Raw genomic sequence first — 15,569 nt, forward strand, 5'->3', positions numbered from 1 at the left:
CAAGCGACACCGCGTTTGTCATCAGGGGGCTGGTCTCGGACCTTGGGCATGTTACTATAGGGCGAAGAGAATTGGTGAGGATCAACATGCGTTGGATTGTTTTAGTGAGTATGATCGGCCTGACAGGCTGCGGGGCTACGGTGCAGACACAGCAACCAAGACCGACCCCACAGCAGGCGGCAAAGGCCCCGAAGGCAACAAAGCCGAACCGGGCGCAACAACAGCAATTTGTGCAAATTGTTAAGTCTGTTGAGCCGGTTGCCGAGCGCGAATGTCGCGCCCGTACCAGAGGGGCAAATTGCGACTATAAAATCGTGGTTGATGACCGACCCAACCAGCCTCCGAATGCCTTTCAGACGGTCGACAAAACGGGCCGCCCGATTCTGGCTTTCAATCTAGCGCTAATTGCGCAGGTCAGAAACAAGGATGAACTGGCGTTTGTGATGGGGCACGAGGCGGCACACCATATTCGTGGGCATCTGGGTCGGCAGCAGCAAAATGCGGCGGCAGGTGCTATTGTCGGGGCGGGAATCGCCGCGATCCTTGGCGTGAACGCCTCGGGGATTGATGCTGCAACAAACGCGGGTGCCTCGGTCGGGGCGCGTAGTTATTCCAAAAACTACGAGCTTGAAGCTGATGCCTTGGGCACGATTATTACCCATAAGGCGGGTTATAACCCGGTACGTGGTGCACAGTTCTTTAGCCAACTGCCGGATCCGGGCAATCAATTCCTTGGAACGCACCCGCCCAACGCGCAGCGTATGGAAACGGTACGACGGGTCGCATCCCAACTGTGATGCGACAGTTGTTGGGGGTGATCAGTGATCGCGGGTCTAAATATGCGGTGTCCGGCGGGCCAGTGGCCAGTCGGGCAGAGGTTGATGCCTTTTTGAAAACCCTCAAACGGGATAAGAAATTTGCCAAAGCAACGCATAACACATGGGCCGTGCTTTTGACGGATGGAGGCGGATTGAAGGCTGATGATGGCGAATCCGGTGCCGGTATGATCATCTTGCGGATGCTGGAACGCGAAGAGATCACAGATCATATCATCGTGGTCACACGCTGGTATGGTGGTAAACATCTTGGTGGCGACCGCTTTCGCCATGTGCAGGACTGTGTCCGTGCCTATCTGCAGGACAAGGTTGCTTGACACAGATCAAGGCTGCCCCCTCCATTCCGGTTACCCTGACTATGTGCGCAACCTTCTGGGCGCACCAACAGGGAGGTCATAATGACTGATACAGCAAAGCTCAGACGTCATGTTGAATTGTTCGATACTATGGCGAATACGCTAGAGATCGATTTGGAAGAACAAGTCAGGCAAGGCCAACTGACCTTCGACAGAATCGAAAGGGCGGTCCATCGCTGTACTACATGTTCAAACCCTGATGGCTGCGAGACATGGCTGGCACAGCAACTTATGCCCGCACAACACCCGCCACAAATGTGTCAGAATGCGAATCTATTTGCAGGGTTGAGACGCGACGATTGATTTGAGGTCGGGTTGGCACAAGATGGCGGGTCTCTGGCGACCGTAACGCTGGCATATGATGCCGAAAACCGCCAATAGGTAGATCAAAATCAGCCAGAGCCCAAACTCTGATATGTGCAGCGGATCCCCCTGTTCTGATTGCTGTATGGTGAACAACGCTATTCCCCCCGCCGTAAAATAACAGAGGCGGGCAAGTTTCAAAAAGACGCCTGATTTTTTGTGCGTTAGGCAGGGGTGGGGAATAGTCTTGTCAATCATCCCCGCACTGAAACAGTAATTGGTAAATAGATTCCTTACAGAAATCAATATTTTTGCCGCTGATTCCCAATTGTCACAGGTCAGCCCTGTTTCAGTGTTCCCCACAAGTCGTAATCGCTGGCTTCATCCACGGTGACCGAAACAATATCGCCGACAGATATGCCCTCGGTGCCCTCGTCAATGAACAGGCAGCCATCGATTTCTGGTGCGTCAGCTTTGGTTCGGCAAGTCGCTATGCCGTCTTCGTCGACGTCGTCGACAATGACATCCATGACCGTACCGACTTTTTGCGCAAGTTTGGCCTCGGATATTGCTTGCGCTTTTTCCATGAAACGTTCCCAGCGATCTTGCTTGATCTCGGCCGAGACATGATTGAGCAGATCATTGGATCGCGCCCCATCGACGTTTTCATATTGAAAACACCCGACCCGATCAAGCTGCGCCTCATCCATCCAATCGAGCAAAGTTTGGAACTCATCCTCTGTTTCACCGGGATATCCAACAATGAAGGTCGAACGCAGGGTGATGTCAGGGCAATCCTGACGCCATGCGGCAATTTCATCCAGCGTTTTTGATGCGGCTGCCGGGCGGGCCATGCGCTTTAACGTATCGGGGTGCGCATGTTGGAACGGGATATCCAGATAGGGCAAGATCAACCCCTCGGCCATTAGCGGGATTAAGTTGCGGACATGAGGGTAAGGATAGACATAGTGCAAGCGCACCCAAGCCCCCAACTGTCCCAGATCACGTGCCAGATCAGTGATATGGGCGCGATGATCGCGGTCTTCTGCATGCTTGATATCGACGCCATAAGCGGAGGTATCCTGACTGATGACCAACAATTCTTTCACACCGCTATCGACCAGCTTCTCGGCCTCGCGCACTACCGCATGCGCTGGGCGGCTGACCAGCCTGCCGCGCATATCAGGAATGATGCAGAACTTGCACTTATGATTGCAACCCTCAGAAATCTTGAGATAACTATAATGGCGTGGCGTCAGTTTTACGCCGCTAGATGGCATCAAATCAACAAATGGGTCGGGCACTGGTGGCACCGCCTGATGCACGGCATCAAGAACCTGTTCGTACTGATGTGGTCCGGTTACTGCCAATACCTTGGGGTGCGTGCCGGTGATGTATTCCGGTTCCGCTCCCAAGCATCCGGTAACAATGACCTTTCCGTTCTCGCGAACCGCCTCGCCGATGGCCTCAAGTGACTCGGCTTTGGCGGAATCCAAAAACCCACAGGTGTTCACGATTACCGCATCTGCGCCGGCGTATTCTGGCGAGATGCCATAACCTTCGGCACGTAGGCGCGTCAGGATACGTTCACTGTCGACCAGCGCTTTGGGGCACCCAAGGGATACCATGCCAATAGAGGGCTGCCCATCGCGTGGGGTTTCAGTAACCCGGGCGCGGGCCAGATCGGGGCGGAGCTGAGGCGGATTTGTACTCATAGGGGGCCTATACCCGGTCCCATCCCGTCCGGAAAGAGGTTTCCTGTTGTTGTCGTGGCTTTGGCTCCCTACATTTCAGACAAACAAAGGGAGAGCAGAATGCGGCTTGTGGTGCGCCTGATCGGGATTTTGGTATTTGTTGTTATCGTGGCGCTTGTGTCGTTACTGTTGCTTCCGGGGGACCGTATTGCCCGTATCGCGGCAGATCAGATCAGTGGTGCAACGGGGCGTAATGTAACCCTAAGCGGCGAAACCAAAGTAAGTTTTTTCCCAGTTTTGGGTGTCAGCACTGGCGCGGTTACGGTGGCAAATGCCGATTGGTCTGATGGCCCGCCAATGTTTCAGGCCGATAGTCTGAAAATCGGCGTGACAGTGTCTGCGTTATGGGGTGGTGATATAAAAATCACCGGGCTTGAGGCGACGCGACCTCAGATCAATCTTGAACGTGCCAAAGATGGGCGGGTCAATTGGGAGTTGGGGGTTGAGGGCGTGGCGCCCTCTGGCCAATCTGGCGGTGGGGCTGAATCTGCAGAATCTGCCCCTTTGGCCCTGACACTTGACCGCGCGCTGATTAGCAACGCCAGCTTGTCTTATACTGATCACGCGACAGGCGAAGTGATCAAGATGGATCGGATGGATTTTGATTTTCGCTGGCCTGATTACGATGGTATCGCCACTTTCGAGGCGGCCTTTCATCCGCAAGGTAAGGCGGTTGAGGTGCAGGGAAACCTTGCCAAAGTGGGAGATTTCTTGGCGGGTGATATTTCGAACCTTGATTTTACTGTCACAGCACCCGGCGGCAGCATTTCATTTGCCGGGCGGGCTAGCACGGCGCCGCAACTGTCTGGACAGCTTAGTGCGGATCTGAATAACACGTCTGATTTTTTGCAATCATTGAGTGGGACTGGCGCTGATATTCCACGGGGGTTGGGCCAATCTTTGGCGCTGCAAACGGGGCTGACAGTCACGCAAGACAAGCGTATCGCCCTACGTGAGACATCGTTGACACTAGATGAAAACCAACTGACGGGTGCGGCTGACCTTAACCTCTCGGGGGTAAAGCCCAACATCAACATGCAGCTGCGCGCTGGAGCACTGGATCTGACTGGATTGAGTGCCGGTGATGAGGTTGCGTCTTCTGACAGTGGTGGCAGCGGTGGTAGTGCCGAGACGCCCTCAGGCTGGAGCAAACAGCCGATTGATGTTGGAGCTCTTGGATTGATGGAGGGTGAATTTGCCCTTGTCGCAGACAGTGTCGATCTGGGGGATTTTAAACTCGGAAGAACCCGCACCAAAATTGCCCTGACACGCTCACGACTGGTCTTTGATTTGCGGGAGTTACAGGCCTACGATGGATCCATCACTGGCGAATTTGTGATGAACAACCGCTCTGGCTTGTCGGTGGGAGGGAAAATGAATGTTACCGGCCTCAATCTGGAAACGTTCCTGAGCGATGCAATTGATGTGTCGCGTTTTTCCGGCACCGCCAAGGGCAATATTAACTTTCTTGGATCTGGTGCGTCGCTGCATGCGATTATGAACAGCTTGTCGGGAAGTGGGGCGTTTAGCACTGGCCGGGGGGTGATCAGTGGCTTTGATTTGGACAAGTTGATGCGATCTGGCAATGCAACCGGCGGTACGACAGTGTTTGATAGCATGAGCGCCAGTTTTAATATCAACAATGGCAACTTGCAAAACAATGACCTGCTGATGAACCTGCCTTTGGCCAAGGCCGTGGGCAAAGGGCGTATTGGCTTGGGCGCACAGGATATTGATTACCTCTTTACCCCGACGCTGTTGGAAGGCGAGACGCGAAGAGGTTTTGCTATTCCGGTCAAAATTCGTGGCCCTTGGGCAAATCCACGCATCACGCCAGATTTAGAGAAAGCTATCGATCTGAACTTCAAGAAGGAAAAGAAAGAGCTCAAATCCAAAGCAGAAAAGGAAATTAACCGTGCATTGGAAAAAGAACTTGGTGTGAAAGTTGAGGAAGGTCAGTCCGCTGAGGATGCGATTAAGAAGGAAATCGAAAAGGAAATAGGAAAAGAATTGCTGAAGCTTTTTGATTGATCTGTATGGGGGTAATGAGCCCTAAAATGCGGTTCAACCGCCAACTGATATGATATCCGTCATCAATCCTGTATCGCCTTGGTCAGAAAATCCGTGAACGGCCCGATGACATATGCGCGACTTCGACTGTCTCTCCTTCGATTGCGACCTCTTTATTGTAATGAAAAATGGGCCCGCCTGTATTGATCTCTGGGCCATCAGTGGGGGGTGATTTCGCGGAAAGTGAGCTGACCATCAGTCTAGCCTGTGGGAATTTCAAATTCATGAGTTTCAAAAATGCCGGTTTCGGTGGTGACGATGTCCGATGACATCGCCGTTCCACAGTACCTCGACAGAACCACTGGTCGAACCGCCCGCCATGTTTGCCTCCAGATCAAATGACACCGTATAGCTTTCACTAGGACCCGCGATGACGTCCTAGCTCATTTGTCGGCAGGATTCTGTTATTGTTGTACTCCAGTCGTCAGAGTTGCCAAATTGTGACGGTGTAAAGGCGCCGGTACTTGTATCGCCAGCGAGCAGATTGTCCGCGGCTATGTCACCATAAACAACATCGTTGCCCTTTCCGGCATTGACGGTGTCCGCACCTCTGCCAGCTTCGGCAAAGTCATCGCCAGTCTCAAGTTTCAAAAGGTCGTTGCCGTCGCCGCCGTCAACAGTGTCTTAGCCGACACCTGCGTTGACAGTATCGTTGCCAGAATCCGAGAAAAGTTGATCATGCCCGCCGTTCCCCAAGACGACATCGTCGCCGCGGCCTGCGTGAATTATATCATTATAGGCCCGGCTCTGGGCATCCCCGTTCGAAACGATGGCCTCTGGATTATAGATCCAGCGCCCGTTCACAAAGCCCCACTCTTTGCCAACCATATCTCCGGCGACCAGACCGTGACCCTCACCGCTGGCGAGCGTATCGCTACCGGCGTGTCCGTTGATGTGATCTGCTGTGTTCCCTGCAGTTACGATCTCATCATCACTCAGAGAACCAACGATTTTGTTGAAGTTTTCTTCTGAGTTTTTCGCAGGCATTGAAATTCCTCGGTATTGTCACTTGTCGGCTGATGCTGCCGCAGAGGGGATGACAAATGTTAATGTCAGTGCGTTTAAATGTAGTCATGCACTGAAAAATTGGAGAAAATTCTACATGTATTTGTGAATCGGTCTATATGATTGAAGGAACGAAACAGGTCGTGCTTCAGGATAGGCGTTAGCTTCTGAGAGGTTTATAGCTGATCTGCCTGTTTTCCTTTGGGCCATAGCGCATGCGTCCAATCCTCAAAATCCCGTGTCAGAATTAATGCACTAGCTGCTTGCCATAACGCATGATTCATCCGCTGTCGTTCAAGCGTAACGACGAGTGCGGCGTGCGTTGTTGCACCCGCTGCAGCCATACCTTCAACACGGCCACCCAAGGCGCGCATTGTGTTTTCGTCAACATCCACTGTGACCATCTGATCGTGGAGTGATACAGATGCATGGAGTGCTGACTCTATACGACTAATTGTTCCGGTAACCCATTTCATGTCTGGGGTAAGTCCGGTTAAGGAAAGTTGGACCTCATCATCTACCTGTAACGATTCGGCGATCGCTTGCGGGACGTAAAATATCGCGCGGTACGAAACCGCGCTGGAATTTTGCATGGTGACGATTGTGATTGGCCGTTGAAAGCTTTGACCGTTGCTCACCCTGCGCACGCGCAAGACTTTTCCAGTCGCAGGAGACTGGAGCCGTGGCGCATTCAGATAGGATTTCAACAGTGTTTGATATTGCCGGTCTTGCTTGACGTCTTGTTGGATCACTTTTGCGCGCTGCAGCAGGCCACGCTCCTGTTTTGTCGACAAAGTACGAAGCTCATAATCAAGTCGTGTGAGCTGTTTTTGCAGTCGATTTTGTTCTAATGAAAATTCAATGGCTGTGGCGGCTTTGCCTTCGACCTTGGAGGTCAGAGCGAAGGCTAGTTTGGCCCGTTGTCCAAGCATGATCAGTCGTTTACTTTGTCTATCCCGAAGATCTTGTAAGCGCTGTATCTGCAACGCGTTTTCCTGATGTGACAGCTTGCAATCTTTGAAAGCTGCCCGCATTTGTAATTGACTCTCAGCGTCCAAACCGGCCGGAAACGTCGTCATAAGTGCGGCAATGTCTGGGGTAAGAAGACAGTGGCGTAAAGAGGACCCAACCAATACAGAGCGCCTCAGATTATCGAGCTCAAGCTGCATCAATTCGTGATCAAAGGTTGCAATGGTCTGACCCTGGGTAATAACCTCTCCAGCGGTGACAACTATCGCTTCGAGTGGAATTCTGGCAGGTAGTTGTAGATCAACCGTCTCGTCAGATGACCGAAGTTCAGCGTGATATTGATGCGCAGTCGGCGCAGATACGTGGCGCAGCAAAGTCAAGGTGACCCCTAATATACAAAGGCAGGCTAGGCAAGTTGATGCTGCCCAAAGCCATCGCCACCAACCACCTTTTTCAACTGGTATGGTATTTGGTCTGCGCACAATCATTCTACGCTCTCATGCTCTTTTTGCGCGGATCATAAATTTCTATTTTGACCTCGATAACCCGCATGTCTGCCTCCATGCGAGTTTCAACGCTGATGGCGTCTCGCAATACCATCGCAAGGGGGGATAAGGGTTTGATGTCAGAAGATGTATCCATTTCGTGGCGCGCCTTTTCGAGCGCTCCACTGGACATGGGTTGGTCCGTGTCAAGCATTCTTAAAATGCAATGCCCTTCAAACAGTTTGAACTCAAAGCGCAGGCTTTCTGTTGTGAGGGCAGGTGAGATCCCTTTGCATGAAAAAGCCAAAAGCTCATTGGCAACGACACAGACGTTGCGACGATTTTGATCATCGCCATCACGGCGAAATTGTGCGCGTAGCCAGCTATCTAAGCCATCTTCGCTGTCTTGGTTACGGGGGGCGATAAAACGTGTCCAGCCGACGGCGTATTGTTGGCGGATTTCGTCTGCGGTGCCAAAATCAACAACGCGCCCGCCCAACATAACAACCATGTCATCACATAAATCAAGCAACTGTCTGTTGTCCGTGCTGATCACGAAGGTTGCGCCAAAACGTTGTTCTTGTTTGATGCGTGCAACTAGGGCAGACAATACGTGCTCCGAGGCACCATCTTCCGGGCGGTCAAAAAGATAAAGTTGCGGTCGCAAAAAAAACGCTCGGGCGAGGCCCAGCGCTTTTTGTTCGCTGTCTGCTAAAAGCCTTACATCGGGTGCTTTGCAAATATGTTGGCTGATGTCCGACGTGAAAACAAACCGTGTTAGAATCTGTTCAGCACGTTCGCGTTCGAATTCATTTCCAAAGCAACTTAGGTTTTGCAACCCTGAACCGGGCATCAAAAATGGGCGCGGGGCAAGATATGTAGCTGTTACACTGCGATCACGTATCTGGCTTTGCCATGGATATTGCTGTCCAATCCGGACAAAACCGCGGACACTCAAGTTGCTTAAATCATAAGGATTTACCAGTGCGCGCATCAACAAAGATTTACCCGAAAAGTTGTCACCGGTCAGGGCAATCACCTTGCCCGGCTCAAAATCCAGAGAGATATCAGAAAGCAAGGCGCGACCATCAGGGGCAAATGCAGATAGGTTTCGGATCTGGACTCCATCTCCGTCAGCAGTTTCGATATCTTCTGGCGCAGGCAAAAGTGTAACGGCTGCTGCATGGTATTTTTGATCGGGGTCCGCATCTGAGCGTTGAAGGAAAAAGGCCCCGAAATGCTCAACTGACCAAAAGCTTATAAGGCCAACGGCGACGATCGCACTGTTGTTAAGAATTCCCACCGCGGCAAGCCAACTTGCGCATGCAAAGCCAATTATCGATGCAAGCCAAGAGACACCACGCAAACCAGCGTTCAGTAAGATGTGCTCTTGGTCGTGCCGGTGCGATAAATGCAAACCGATTTGGTCTCGCCCGGTAAGAACTGAAATCGCCTCTTGTGGTAAAAAATCCCAAACAGGTTCACGTGATAAAGTACGATTGCCCAACCAAACCACCAGCCAGCATAATGCGATGCCCGTGGCGAAGGGCAGGCACAGCAAGGGATGCATCACAGTCAGAATGGCCATCAGAAAAACGCCAATGATAGCGCGCATAGTTACCGCGCTTTTCTGGCGCAGGTGACGGTACCCAGCCAGTGCCTTGGCATAGCCAATTTCAAAGATGACGAGACCAAGAAGTGGTGCTATGCCAAGCAATACCAGCAGGGGGGCCATCAGAGTTTGCCCTTGCGTTACAACGAGGGCATCGAAAAATACTGTCAATAGTATGATCGTGATGATGCAGGCTTCTGTACCAAAAGTGAAAAGAAACGCAAGCGGCTTGATCCAAGCAGGGAGTGTTCTGTCTCGCATCAAAGGGGCGGCTTGTTCTTCTGAAACGGATGTATTCGTCAGCGATTGATTGCTGCCATTATCCACCGTTTTAACATCACGTACATGCTGCATAGGAAACCCAAAAATTACTACTCAACGGGTTCGCATTATCCCTGTAAGTCTCTAATTTTTCATTAAGATTGGCATTTACGCAATTTCAATGCTTACCGGGCAAAGTGGATAGGGACTGATGGTAATTTAGTGAGTGCAGTATGCCTGTGAAACCCGGAGTGACACGTAAATCCGCGACGTTCGGCCTCACGTTGTTGATGGGGGCGGCCATCATGCTGGCGGGTGCTGCATATTCAGTGAGTTGGGCGGCGCGCAGTATTTTCCTGGCGCAAGAGGAAGAAATTATTCCGATCATTGCCGGTGGAAACCTGGATGACATTCCGGCGTTGATGCGGGGCAACCTCCCAACTGTTACAACCAGCCTTGCTCGCGGAGAGCCTAGTCTCCAAAAGCCACCCCGCATGTGTGAAATGCCTGACAACTATTATACGACACTCGATGTTGGGCATGATGTTCCCTCGGGATACGATAAGCGCAACAGCTATGTTCGAAAACATCGTGCTCGTCGCGGGTTCCTCAACGAGCGGGAAATACGAGCAGCAAAGGTGGCTTGGCATTATTTCGAAAAGTTCACGCAAGAAGCGACTGGGTTGGCTAATTCCGTGGGGAATTACCCCTCAACCACATTGTGGGATACAGCTTCCTATATGGCGGCGATCGTGGCGGCATACGAGTTGTGCCTGATTGAAAAGCCTGAATTTGACCGTCGTATGATTCACTTGCTGACCACCATCAAGCGATTGGAGCTGTTTCGCCGTGAAATGCCAAACAAAGTGTATAATACGGCAACAGGTGAAAAGGTGGATTATACAAATAAGGCGGGGGAAATTGGATTTTCCGCATTGGATATCGGGCGTTTTCTTGTTTGGTTGCGGATCGTTCGCAACCGCTATCCCTATCTTGGTAACACCATAGATTCCGTGCTCTTAAAATGGGACTTTCGCAATATCATTGATGACGAGGGGCTACTTTTCGGGGCGTACGTTGATAAGGAAACCGGAGAGACGGTGTACGCGCAGGAAGGTCGGCTCGGTTATGAAGAATACGCGGCCAAAGGATTTGCCTTGTGGGGGTTTCGGCCGTTGCTGGCGCATCGTGCTGAACCGTTCCTGACAGCATCAATGTTTGGGGTGCAGGTCCCATATGATGGGCGAGATCCACGTATTTTCCATTCTCAGAACTATGTTGTGACCGAATCTTATCTGCAGGACGGGTTGGAACTCGGGTTTGATTTGCCACATGATGATAGCTCTCCTGATTGGCGGCATAGTGATGGTTGGCGCGCAGAGTTCGCAGATAGGATTTATCAGGTGCAGGAGAATCGTTGGCGACACACCGGTTTCATGACCGCGCGTTCAGAGCACAACGTAAAGGGCCCACCTTATTTTACGTATGACACCATTTTTTCTGATGGTTACCCATGGAACACAGTAACGCCGCGCGGTGATTATGTCCCGGATCATGCCGCCGTGGCAGCTAAGGCGGCGCTGGGCCTGTGGGCGTTGTGGGATACGGAATACACCGATGTTCTCTACGAGGCGATCATTGAACTTTATGACCCTGAAAACGGAATGTTTGAAGGGTTATATGAGCGTGGGCAAGGTCGTGTTGCAATCTATACGGCTAATAACAACGGAATCATTCTTACTGCCTTGCTTCATAAAGTTCAGGGGAAAATTTTGACACCTTTTGTCGAGGAAACTGAGGTTTGGTATACAGCCTTCCGCGATCAAGACTTGCGGGAAAAACGTAATTATCCGGATCCACCACAAGAAAAGGACTGGCTTCCAGCCTTGCGGCATTCGGTTCAATTAAGGGACGACTACTGATGAGATATTGCATACTTCGTCTAATCTGTGGAGCCATAGGTGGTTTGTTGACATCGGTCCCACTTTCGGCGCAAAGCCAATCTCAAATTCGTGGATCGGAAAGCTTTGCGTCTGAAAATGCCATTCTTGATACCTCTGTATTGTTCGCGATTGGAGCACAGGAAGCGCGCCAAGCCATACGTGGTTCTTTCGGATGGCCCACCTTTCAGGAAGGCCTAGTCGAGGGCGTGTATTTTCGCTTTGATCCCGATGGGTATGCGCGGTTTTCACCGTCTCCCAGGTTGGATTCAGATGTCTTCGAGGTTGTCTGCCGCCCGCGCACATATTCGTGCATGGGGCGAAAGGGTGGGCTGTCGATGATGCTTACAAGCCGGGGGCAGCTACAGTTAAAATTCGAAGATGTCATGCCTGCAGACCGCTTTTTTGTTGCGAGTGGGGTGTCGGAGATCCAGGTGCCCGAGCGTATTTTGCAACCACTTGATCACCAGTTCGAGGCCTTGTTGGCAACGGGTGGTGAGTTGATTGTGCGACGCGGTGAGGACGAACTCATCAAGGCGTCCCTCGAAGGGTTTCACCCAGTTGTCACATATCTGCGATGGGTGATGTCACGGCAGGATTACACTGTTTTACCGAGGGGATGGCCAGTTCCAAATTCACTTGATGATGGGTCACAACCTGAAGTAACGAATGTGGCAAGTTGGCAATCCCCAATGCCCCAACCACAGGTTTTGGCGGTTGACGCTTTTGGATCGGGGTCCACCAATGAGATTGTTGAGGAACTGAAGGATGCTAGTATTTCGGACGTTCGGGAGGAATTGAAGTTTCTCCGTGAACTTTTGTTGGAACGCTCAGCACAGCCCGCCAACCACATGTCAATGGATACAGCACATGTGCCAACTGAGCCTGTTTACCCGGCCGTTGCTAGGCTAACTGATTTTGACGCTATGAGGCCATCTGAATTGGATAGCCGTTTGAAAGAACTGCAAGATGCTGCAAACGAGATACGAACTCAGATCGATAGGATTAACGGTAATGTTCGCCCCATTGAGAGCGCACGGCATGGAGCATATCCTGATCCGATAGTGCCAGCAGTGAATTCGGGAGAGATCAATATGGGCCTGACGCAAGGCACTCAAATGGCCCAGATTGACCAGGCCAGCTCTGGTGAGGAAGTCAAAGGGGCAGATTTGTCTCATAAACTTGCTTATCTGATTGAAGAGGTCGGACTTGACTCCAAAACGGCGATTGCAGTTTTACAGACGGGTATTTCGAGTGGACCTCCCTCTGTTGTGATAAAGCAACCTCACGTTACTGAGGGCGTAACTGAGCTGTACCAAAGTGATGTCGTTTCTGAGATCCTTAGAGAGCTAGAGGGTGATCTGGTTAATACCACCGAAAACACGGCGACGGCGGCCGTGGCGGGAAACGTGGGAGCGCAGCCCGTTAGCGAAGGAGAGTATAAATTGCTATCCAACTATTTCAAATCTGTCGTCTTTCCTGAACTCAGGCATACCCCATAAACGGCTATATTTGATATAAATATCTTAGGCGGGTTTGCTGTTAACCATGCCTTTGTTTGCGGGAATTTGTTTAAATTTTTAATCAACTGATTGCCCTTTCCCAATATCGTTAACAAACTATTAACGTTATTGGGAAGGGGGCAGGGGCGTTGAATGTCGTTTGGGGGAAGTTTGGAGTTTGGTTTATTTTGTGTCTTACAGTCCACATTGGTGTTGGCCATGCTCAACAGAATTTTATTGATCACTTCAAAGGCCAGGTTTTAGAAAACTGGCAGATTGCTGATTACAATTTTACACATCCTAAGTTTGATACCGATTGGCGTCGTCATCAGGTTGAGCTAGGCAATGGTATTAATTTGTCTCTGACATCTAAAGATAATGCCGAAAATCAATTCGATGGGGCGTCTATTAGACGTAAGGATAAAACGCATTTTGGACGTTATGAGGTCGTGGTCAAACCTGCGCGTGGGGCGGGGGTTATCACTGGTTTTTTTACTTACACTGGCCCATATTACGGCACTCAGCATGATGAAATTGATATCGAATTCCTTGGCAAGGATACAACGCAGATTCATTTGGCGTGGTTTGTTGATGGGGAGCTATATAACAAATTTATTGATCTGGGTTTTGATGCGGCGGATCGGCCAAGAATGTACGCTTTTGAATGGGAGGCTGACCGACTGCGGTGGTATGCAGAAGGCAGGTTAATTTATGAACATACTTCGCAAGAAGGCCCTATTCCACAGGTGCCAGGATACTTGTACGCCAACCTTTGGGCTTCTGACCCAGTAATTTCCTCTTGGTCTGGTATCGCTGATACACGGCAGCGCTATGCTGCAAACGTGCGCCGTGTTTCCTATTTGTCCAAAACGAACTGCAAGGCAAGTAGATTAAGGTCGTATCTGGGGCACAAGTATTGCCGGGCGTAGCAATGATGATTGCACCCATGGAACCTGACGTCCACCGGTTTGTTGTACTACATCAAGCCGCACATTGCGAAGGATCTCAATTAATGGGCGATCAGGTGTTTGCATTTGCCGGAGGAACGCGGTCGCAAAGGGGCTGAATGACCCAACCCCATCAAACGCAGGTTGCCCGGCTCCAGCCGCATAGGCCAACAGGAGGCCTGCTGGCGCAATGGTTGTTGAAGGCGCGGGATGGGATGGGATGTTTAACTCCGGCGGTGTTCTGCATGCATCAAATAAAACGATCTTTTGGCGAGGTTTGTCTGAAATTGCTCGGATGATCATCCGAAGTGGTATGGCACCATGGGAAAATTCATCTGATGAGGTGTTCAGTCTAACGTCGCGCGTCAGGAAGTAGGAAGTGGCCCCGTTTTGAAATCCGTGCCCTGCCAGGTAAACGACAACTTGCGACGCCTCTGCCGAGGCAAGACGCATGGCTGCCAAGGTGCGCAGAAGCTCATCGCGGTTGGGGTTTCGTAAATGAAAGACGCCGTAACCTAGCTCTGACAGACGCCGTGCTATGGCCTTTGCATCGCGTTCAGCATTTACCACATCGGGAACGTTGTCATATTGCTCGACACTAATGATCAAGGACATATGGCTGCGGCCAGCTTGTTCGGGTGTTGCGGTATAGGTCTGCGCCAAAATTCCGAAAATGACCCCGGTTAGTATTACCTTTAATGGCATGTTTTTCCATCCCGGTGTCGGGCCATGATTTCGACACGGCGGTTAAGGGGATGTGGCCCGGGTAGCTTTGGCAAAGGTTGTTTTTCCCCTCGGGCTTCGGTGATAATCCGCTCCATTGGAATGCCCCCTTCTGCTGCAAGAAAGGCGGCAACCATGCGCGCGCGCTTTGAGGATAAGGTTTTGTTGAATATAGGCCCGCCTACGCTGTCTGTATGACCCACGAGTTTGATGCAAGCTTGTGCCATTTTCGGTGCACTCGCGACTTTAGCCAGCCTGCTCAAATGTCCCCGATATTCCGGTGTTAAGTTGCTGGAATTAAATGGGAACCGGATGAAATACCCACGCTCTTCTGTCTCTAGAGGAGCGGCATGTTGAGGAAATCCGGCAGGGGGGAGACGCCTGACGGCGCCGAGCGACTGACTCGGAGGAGAGCAATGCGACGCAACTTCTCCGGTCAAGGCCAGATGTATAGCACAAGCATCTGCAGTCACCGGCAGCTCGACCGTTTGTTGAGCGATTGCAGATGTGGGTACGAACAGCAGGCAATTGAGTGCAGCAGAAAGGTAGACTTTCATATGATTAGACTTTCTCCAAATGTGATCCATAGTCTGTAAGACAGATGTAAATTTTTCCTTCAGATCAGACTTAAAATTTGTGAACACTTTGAACGAAAGTATTACTGGCCTTCATAAACCATAAAGTTTCATGCCCTAGGCTGAGCGGGATCACGGCTAAAGGTATGTGTGGTGTTGTTATTCCGACGAATAGGTTCTGTTTTTCTCATCTGTGCCGGATTGATCTCGCTTTCAGGCTGCGACTATCCG

Annotated in this window: 14 protein-coding genes; 7 read left to right on the plus strand and 7 right to left on the minus strand. The window is 51.1% G+C overall.

All coding sequences use genetic code 11. From position 1 onward, the window contains the following. The first annotated feature begins 86 nt into the window (after positions 1-86). From D9A02_RS08900 to D9A02_RS19210, 3 genes are all read left to right on the plus strand, one after another. Complete coding sequence (locus D9A02_RS08900) at positions 87-797, plus strand: M48 family metallopeptidase (protein ID WP_120500640.1); 711 nt, start codon at positions 87-89, stop codon at positions 795-797. Beyond that, the gene (locus D9A02_RS08905) at positions 797-1,153 is read left to right on the plus strand and encodes a YigZ family protein (RefSeq protein ID WP_120500641.1); all 357 of its coding nucleotides are present in this window, start codon (positions 797-799) and stop codon (positions 1,151-1,153) included. The genes D9A02_RS08900 and D9A02_RS08905 overlap by 1 nt, the downstream gene beginning before the upstream one ends. Before the next feature lie 81 nt (positions 1,154-1,234). Then, entirely contained in the window at positions 1,235-1,495 is a 261-nt protein-coding gene (locus D9A02_RS19210; protein WP_162933013.1) for a DUF6455 family protein, read from the plus strand. 338 nt (positions 1,496-1,833) lie between these two features. Here D9A02_RS19210 and rimO read toward each other — a convergent pair whose 3' ends face one another. Next, positions 1,834-3,210 (minus strand): 30S ribosomal protein S12 methylthiotransferase RimO, encoded by a 1,377-nt coding sequence (gene rimO / locus D9A02_RS08915; protein WP_120500643.1) that lies wholly within the window; start codon positions 3,208-3,210, stop codon positions 1,834-1,836. Between the two features lie 99 nt (positions 3,211-3,309). Here rimO and D9A02_RS08920 point away from each other — a divergent pair, with 99 nt between their 5' ends. Beyond that, on the plus strand, positions 3,310-5,280 hold the full coding sequence (locus D9A02_RS08920) for an AsmA family protein (protein ID WP_120500644.1): 1,971 nt from the start codon (positions 3,310-3,312) through the stop codon (positions 5,278-5,280). 417 nt (positions 5,281-5,697) lie between these two features. Here the strand turns inward: D9A02_RS08920 and D9A02_RS19560 are convergent, their stop codons facing one another. From D9A02_RS19560 to D9A02_RS08940, 4 genes are all read right to left on the minus strand, one after another. After that, complete coding sequence (locus D9A02_RS19560) at positions 5,698-5,910, minus strand: hypothetical protein (RefSeq protein WP_120500645.1); 213 nt, start codon at positions 5,908-5,910, stop codon at positions 5,698-5,700. A gap of 33 nt (positions 5,911-5,943) precedes the next feature. Continuing rightward, a complete protein-coding gene (locus D9A02_RS08930; RefSeq protein ID WP_120502452.1) occupies positions 5,944-6,306 on the minus strand; it encodes a hypothetical protein in 363 nt (120 codons plus the stop codon). Between the two features lie 194 nt (positions 6,307-6,500). After that, a complete protein-coding gene (locus D9A02_RS08935; protein ID WP_162933014.1) occupies positions 6,501-7,673 on the minus strand; it encodes a hypothetical protein in 1,173 nt (390 codons plus the stop codon). 109 nt (positions 7,674-7,782) lie between these two features. Further along, positions 7,783-9,744: an ATP-binding cassette domain-containing protein gene (locus D9A02_RS08940; protein WP_120500647.1), complete on the minus strand. Its 1,962-nt coding sequence runs from the start codon at positions 9,742-9,744 to the stop codon at positions 7,783-7,785. A 140-nt stretch (positions 9,745-9,884) separates the two neighbouring features. Between D9A02_RS08940 and D9A02_RS08945 the strand changes: the two genes are divergently transcribed. The 3 genes from D9A02_RS08945 to D9A02_RS08955 all read left to right on the plus strand — a co-directional run bounded on the left by D9A02_RS08945 (position 9,885) and on the right by D9A02_RS08955 (position 14,022). Continuing rightward, on the plus strand, positions 9,885-11,573 hold the full coding sequence (locus tag D9A02_RS08945) for a DUF3131 domain-containing protein (RefSeq protein ID WP_120500648.1): 1,689 nt from the start codon (positions 9,885-9,887) through the stop codon (positions 11,571-11,573). 47 nt (positions 11,574-11,620) lie between these two features. Beyond that, positions 11,621-13,093 (plus strand): hypothetical protein, encoded by a 1,473-nt coding sequence (locus tag D9A02_RS08950; protein WP_162933015.1) that lies wholly within the window; start codon positions 11,621-11,623, stop codon positions 13,091-13,093. A gap of 149 nt (positions 13,094-13,242) precedes the next feature. Continuing rightward, complete coding sequence (locus D9A02_RS08955; protein WP_162933016.1) at positions 13,243-14,022, plus strand: family 16 glycosylhydrolase; 780 nt, start codon at positions 13,243-13,245, stop codon at positions 14,020-14,022. Here the strand turns inward: D9A02_RS08955 and D9A02_RS08960 are convergent. Beyond that, positions 13,984-14,745: a caspase family protein gene (locus D9A02_RS08960; protein ID WP_120500651.1), complete on the minus strand. Its 762-nt coding sequence runs from the start codon at positions 14,743-14,745 to the stop codon at positions 13,984-13,986. The two genes, D9A02_RS08955 and D9A02_RS08960, sit on opposite strands and share 39 nt — an antisense overlap. Then, entirely contained in the window at positions 14,736-15,320 is a 585-nt protein-coding gene (locus D9A02_RS08965) for an OmpA family protein (RefSeq protein WP_162933017.1), read from the minus strand. Before D9A02_RS08965 ends, D9A02_RS08960 begins: the two co-directional genes overlap by 10 nt. Positions 15,321-15,569 lie beyond the last annotated feature (249 nt).

Source organism: Roseovarius sp. EL26 (assembly GCF_900327775.1).
Classification (GTDB): Bacteria; Pseudomonadota; Alphaproteobacteria; order Rhodobacterales; family Rhodobacteraceae; genus Roseovarius.

What these genes read in the sequence shown, in the direction of transcription:
- D9A02_RS08900 (WP_120500640.1), top strand. Translation starts at nt 87, where the DNA reads ATGCGTTGGATTGTTTTAGTGAGTATGATCGGCCTGACAGGCTGCGGG.
- D9A02_RS08905 (WP_120500641.1), top strand. Translation starts at nt 797, where the DNA reads ATGCGACAGTTGTTGGGGGTGATCAGTGATCGCGGGTCTAAATATGCG.
- D9A02_RS19210 (WP_162933013.1), top strand. Translation starts at nt 1,235, where the DNA reads ATGACTGATACAGCAAAGCTCAGACGTCATGTTGAATTGTTCGATACT.
- rimO (WP_120500643.1), bottom strand. Translation starts at nt 3,210, where the DNA reads ATGAGTACAAATCCGCCTCAGCTCCGCCCCGATCTGGCCCGCGCCCGG.
- D9A02_RS08920 (WP_120500644.1), top strand. Translation starts at nt 3,310, where the DNA reads ATGCGGCTTGTGGTGCGCCTGATCGGGATTTTGGTATTTGTTGTTATC.
- D9A02_RS08930 (WP_120502452.1), bottom strand. Translation starts at nt 6,306, where the DNA reads ATGCCTGCGAAAAACTCAGAAGAAAACTTCAACAAAATCGTTGGTTCT.
- D9A02_RS08940 (WP_120500647.1), bottom strand. Translation starts at nt 9,744, where the DNA reads ATGCAGCATGTACGTGATGTTAAAACGGTGGATAATGGCAGCAATCAA.
- D9A02_RS08945 (WP_120500648.1), top strand. Translation starts at nt 9,885, where the DNA reads ATGCCTGTGAAACCCGGAGTGACACGTAAATCCGCGACGTTCGGCCTC.
- D9A02_RS08960 (WP_120500651.1), bottom strand. Translation starts at nt 14,745, where the DNA reads ATGCCATTAAAGGTAATACTAACCGGGGTCATTTTCGGAATTTTGGCG.
- D9A02_RS08965 (WP_162933017.1), bottom strand. Translation starts at nt 15,320, where the DNA reads ATGAAAGTCTACCTTTCTGCTGCACTCAATTGCCTGCTGTTCGTACCC.